This is a genomic window from Aquiflexum sp. (assembly GCF_977115555.1).
The window spans coordinates 1-4100 of record NZ_CDSBKL010000361.1 but is presented as its reverse complement, the minus strand read 5'-3'; the positions used below and the strand labels follow the sequence as shown (position 1 = coordinate 4100).

The 4100-nt window shown below is 40.2% G+C and carries 7 protein-coding genes; 4 read left to right on the top strand and 3 right to left on the bottom strand.

Annotation, left to right across the window (positions count from 1 at the left end; genetic code table 11):
• Together ACZFYI_RS16655 and ACZFYI_RS16650 are read left to right on the top strand one after the other, a co-directional pair.
• The coding region (locus tag ACZFYI_RS16655) for a heme-binding domain-containing protein (protein WP_462525256.1) at positions 1–372 on the top strand (372 nt) is incomplete at its 5' end.
• 405 nt (positions 373–777) lie between these two features.
• Complete coding sequence (locus tag ACZFYI_RS16650) at positions 778–1014, top strand: hypothetical protein (RefSeq protein ID WP_462525255.1); 237 nt, start codon at positions 778–780, stop codon at positions 1012–1014.
• A 56-nt stretch (positions 1015–1070) separates the two neighbouring features.
• Here the strand turns inward: ACZFYI_RS16650 and ACZFYI_RS16645 are convergent, their stop codons facing one another.
• The 3 genes from ACZFYI_RS16645 to ACZFYI_RS16635 all read right to left on the bottom strand — a co-directional run bounded on the left by ACZFYI_RS16645 (position 1071) and on the right by ACZFYI_RS16635 (position 2546).
• Positions 1071–1364 carry a nucleotidyltransferase family protein gene (locus ACZFYI_RS16645; protein ID WP_462525254.1) on the bottom strand — a complete coding sequence of 98 codons (294 nt, stop codon included), beginning with the start codon at positions 1362–1364 and terminating at the stop codon, positions 1071–1073.
• Between the two features lie 118 nt (positions 1365–1482).
• A complete protein-coding gene (locus ACZFYI_RS16640; protein WP_462525253.1) occupies positions 1483–1986 on the bottom strand; it encodes a hypothetical protein in 504 nt (167 codons plus the stop codon).
• A 44-nt stretch (positions 1987–2030) separates the two neighbouring features.
• Complete coding sequence (locus ACZFYI_RS16635) at positions 2031–2546, bottom strand: regulatory protein RecX (protein ID WP_462525252.1); 516 nt, start codon at positions 2544–2546, stop codon at positions 2031–2033.
• A 72-nt stretch (positions 2547–2618) separates the two neighbouring features.
• Here ACZFYI_RS16635 and tpiA point away from each other — a divergent pair, with 72 nt between their 5' ends.
• Positions 2619–3380 (top strand): triose-phosphate isomerase, encoded by a 762-nt coding sequence (gene tpiA / locus ACZFYI_RS16630; protein WP_462525251.1) that lies wholly within the window; start codon positions 2619–2621, stop codon positions 3378–3380.
• Between the two features lie 166 nt (positions 3381–3546).
• Positions 3547–4100 (top strand): 50S ribosomal protein L11 methyltransferase (prmA, locus tag ACZFYI_RS16625; protein WP_462525250.1); only part of this gene is annotated, 554 nt, incomplete at its 3' end.

Here is a 4100-nt window from a genome sequence, read left to right as displayed (position 1 = left end):
GATATCATCCAAAGTGGCATTGTCAACGGTGATATGGCAACCATGCTAAAGAAATCCTGCTACAGCTGTCACAGCAATGAAACCGTTTATCCATGGTATTCTTATGTGGCACCTTCCTCTTGGCTTGTAGCAAAGGATGTGCGGGAAGGACGGGAGGAACTGAACTTTTCTGCTTGGGAGGAATATGACATGATGAAAAAACTCGGGAAACTGGATGACATCGTTGAAGAAGTAAAGGAAGGCAAAATGCCGATGGAAATCTATACTTTGATTCATCCTTCTGCCAAAATCGATGATGCACAACGTGCGTTGATAGTGGCCTGGGCCGAAGAAACCATGGATGTGGTGGCTGAGGAAGAGGATGAGGAATAAGAATTACAATCTTCTGAAAAAAACAATAAAACCACCTGATCGGTGGTTTTTTTTTTATTCAGTTTAAAGTAACCATGAAATAAAAAAATCGAATTACAAACCGATTATTATTCCGGTTTTGGATATAGATATAAGTATCCATCTCTGTGGAAATTTTCTGTTTAATACTGAGTCTCAAATTTTCGAAGCGGGGAGGAATGACTGCGGACCGGGCCGGCCCCGGCCTTGTGTGCTGATAGGATTCCGCAGTCTTGACTTTTTGGGCTACTTTTTTTGTCAAGAAAAAAAGTAGCTACAATTAAAGCGCAAATTTTTCCTCAGGCATTGAGAATTCAAAGAAAGCTAAATTTTAAATTGTGAGCCCTTTCAGGTATTCAAATTTAAAAAAATTAGATCCTCAAATCCATGTCAGTTTCAGAACTCAAATTAGAGATAATCAATAAAGTAATCTCTATTTGTGATAATCATATCCTTGAAGATATAATCAGGCTGCTCAATCAAGAATCGGCTCTAGACAATACATATAAGCTAACAAATGGTGAAAGCATTGCAATTAAAGAAGGACTTCAAGATGTTGCAGACGGGAATTTACATACCTCTGAATCTGCAGAAAAAATGATTAAAGAATGGTTAAAGAAATAAAAATTGATTAGTCCTTATTTTCAAAAATGTACTTTAATCGATTCTTATTCCTTAATTTACTTCGCATAAATCAGCTTTTTTTCAGCATCAATTATCGGTTTGATATATTTTGACAACCCCCCCGAGGAAACAAGATCTACTTTCTGATTCAGTAAATTTTCCAATTCAAGTTTCATTTGGACAAAACCTAACCCAATCCTCTCAGAATAATCTAAGTCGACCAAAATGTCAACATCGCTTTGATTATCTGCTTCTTCCCTCACATAAGAACCAAAAAGATATGCTTTCAAAACAGGTTTGGTTTTGAAATAATCTTGAATAACTGAAATTTTTTCGGTTTCCAAATGCATGGATCAAAGATACCAATAATTTGAAAAGGGCAATATCTGCTCATGGAGATTTGGTTTTCACCGTTTAGGTAGCAAGATCAAAAACAAAAAAACCACCGATCTCTCGGTGGCTTTTTCTTTATGCTATTTTAAGCTTGAGTTCGCCTTTGCGTTTGATGATTTTGAGTTCGAAGTACTCGTTGATAAAAAACTTACAGTGGTTTTCTGACCATTCTGCACGGGATTCGGTATCAAAAAGGATGGTCATGCGAAGCATTGTTTTCACATATTGTTCGTGATAACCGAGTTCGTGAACCCATTCCAAGAGCTGCCTTGACCAGTCTTCCTGAAATTTCTCCAAGTGTGTCCTTCCGTCAAAAAGCAATTCGAGTTGGTTGCCTTTATTTTTGAAGCGGTAAATGCCACAAAGCTGTCTGTAGATCATCCTCAACCTGTCCTTTGGATACTCATAGGTATCAAGGATTTTGGCAAAGGTTTCATCCATCAGCATCAATGGATTGTAAAGTTGGGTATAAGATTTTTTGAGTTCAAAAACCATCACTTCAAGCATCTGCTCTTCCAAAATGGATTGCGCCTGTCTTAAAATGTAATTTTTGTCAAGAGGAAATAACTTCTGAATCATTTGGCTATCAAATCTTTCGCAAATTAGGCTTTTGCTTTCAAAAATTAAAGGTTTTGTCCTGAAAAAACAGTTTCTACAGCACTTTGGACCAAATCGCTTTCAAATCCCCTTCCCATTAGGTACTGTTGGATTTTGTACCTTTTCTTAAAGGGATCAGGTTCTTTAACGAACTCGGATTTTTTCTCCACCAAGTCCAGGAGCTTTTGCCAATAATCTTCAGGATCAATTTCTTTAAGGCCTGACTTGATGCAGTTGGGACTGACTTTGCGGAGCTTGAGTTCTTGGGTGATTTTGTTTCTCCCCCATTTTTTCAGGTTGAATTTTCCCCTGACAAAAGCCTGGGCAAAGCGCTCTTCATTCAAAAATCCTTCCTCGATCATATGGGATATCAATTCCTCTGCCTGATCCCCATAAAGTCCTTTTTCGGCCAATTTACTCCTGACCTCCTCCTGACAGCGCTCCTGATACGCACAATAAGCCGCGATTTTCAGTTTGGCTTCTGTCGGAGACCAATACTTTTTGGGTCGATCGGGATTATATTCTTTTCGTGGGTAGGACATTTTATGTAATTTTAGCCCAAAGTAACTTTTGAAGTTATTTTTTTCAAATCTAACCATCAAACCGAATAAACCATGCGCAAAAAAATTGTTGCCGGAAACTGGAAAATGAACCTCACTTTTGAAGAAGGCCAAAAACTGACTTCCGAAATCGTCAATATGCTCAAGGATGAAAACATCAAAGATGTGATCACTGTCCTCAACCCACCTTTTGTCCACCTGTATCCTGTCAAAAAACTGATCGGGGATACGCCTAATCTTTTTCTTGGTTCTCAAAATTGCTCCGACAAAGTTTCCGGTGCTTTTACAGGTGAAACTTCCGCAGGAATGTTGGCTTCCTTTGGTGCGACCTACGTGATCATTGGACACAGCGAAAGAAGGGAATACTTCAAAGAATCAAACCAACTGCTAACCGAAAAAACCAAGCAGGCACTTGCCAATGGACTCACCCCGATCTTCTGCTGCGGCGAACCTTTGGAAATCCGTGAAGCCGGTACGCATGAAGCTTATGTAAAACAGCAATTGACAGAAAGCTTATTTGGCTTTTCCCCCGAAGAAATGTCCAAAATCGTGATCGCTTATGAACCGATCTGGGCAATCGGAACAGGAAGGACAGCTTCTTCCGATCAGGCACAGGAAATGCATGCAGCTTTGAGAGGACATTTGGCAAGCAAATTCGGTAAGGAATTGGCGGATAATATTTCTATCCTGTATGGCGGTTCTGCCAATCCGGGCAATGCCAAAGACCTTTTCTCCAAACCTGATGTGGATGGTGGATTGATCGGCGGTGCTTCGCTGAAGTCAAGGGATTTTGTGGAGATTGTGAAGTCATTCTAAGTACGAATTTCGAAGTCGGATTTACGAACAGCTTAGCGCATCATTAAAAGGCCTTTGGTTCTTTTAAAATTGGCAGTGGAGACACTGCCTGGGGCGAACTTAAGAATTAAAAAAATCAGCGGCAGTGGAGACACTGCCGTTTATGCATCCAGAAAAATCATTACAAATGGAATATTTAGAATTTAAGATTTCCTGTACAGAACCTTTCCGTGAGATTCTTATCGCAGAGCTTTCCGAGGTCGGATTTGATTCTTTTTTGGAAACCGATGAGGGGATTGATGCCTATATTCAGGAAGATCTGATAGTCAGAGAGGCTTTTCAGGAAATCATCGACAGGTATAAAGAAGCCGCTAAGATTAAAGTTCAGGAAGGCAAGATGCCCAAAGTCAATTGGAATGAGGAGTGGGAAAAGCATTACGATCCCATCTTTGTCGGTGATCAGGTTTATGTCAGGGCTTCCTTTCACGAACCAAGGCCCGAATTCAGATATGAAATCCACATCAATCCCAAAATGTCTTTTGGTACAGGACACCATGCCACCACATTTTTGATGTTATCCCATCAGCTTACACTGGACCATTCCGGCAAAAGGGTGTTGGATATCGGAGCGGGAACAGGAATCTTGGCCATCATGGCACACAAGCTTGGCGCTGATGAAATCGAAGCCTTTGACATAGACGAATGGTGCGTCGAAAATGGCAATGAAAATTTTGACCTGAA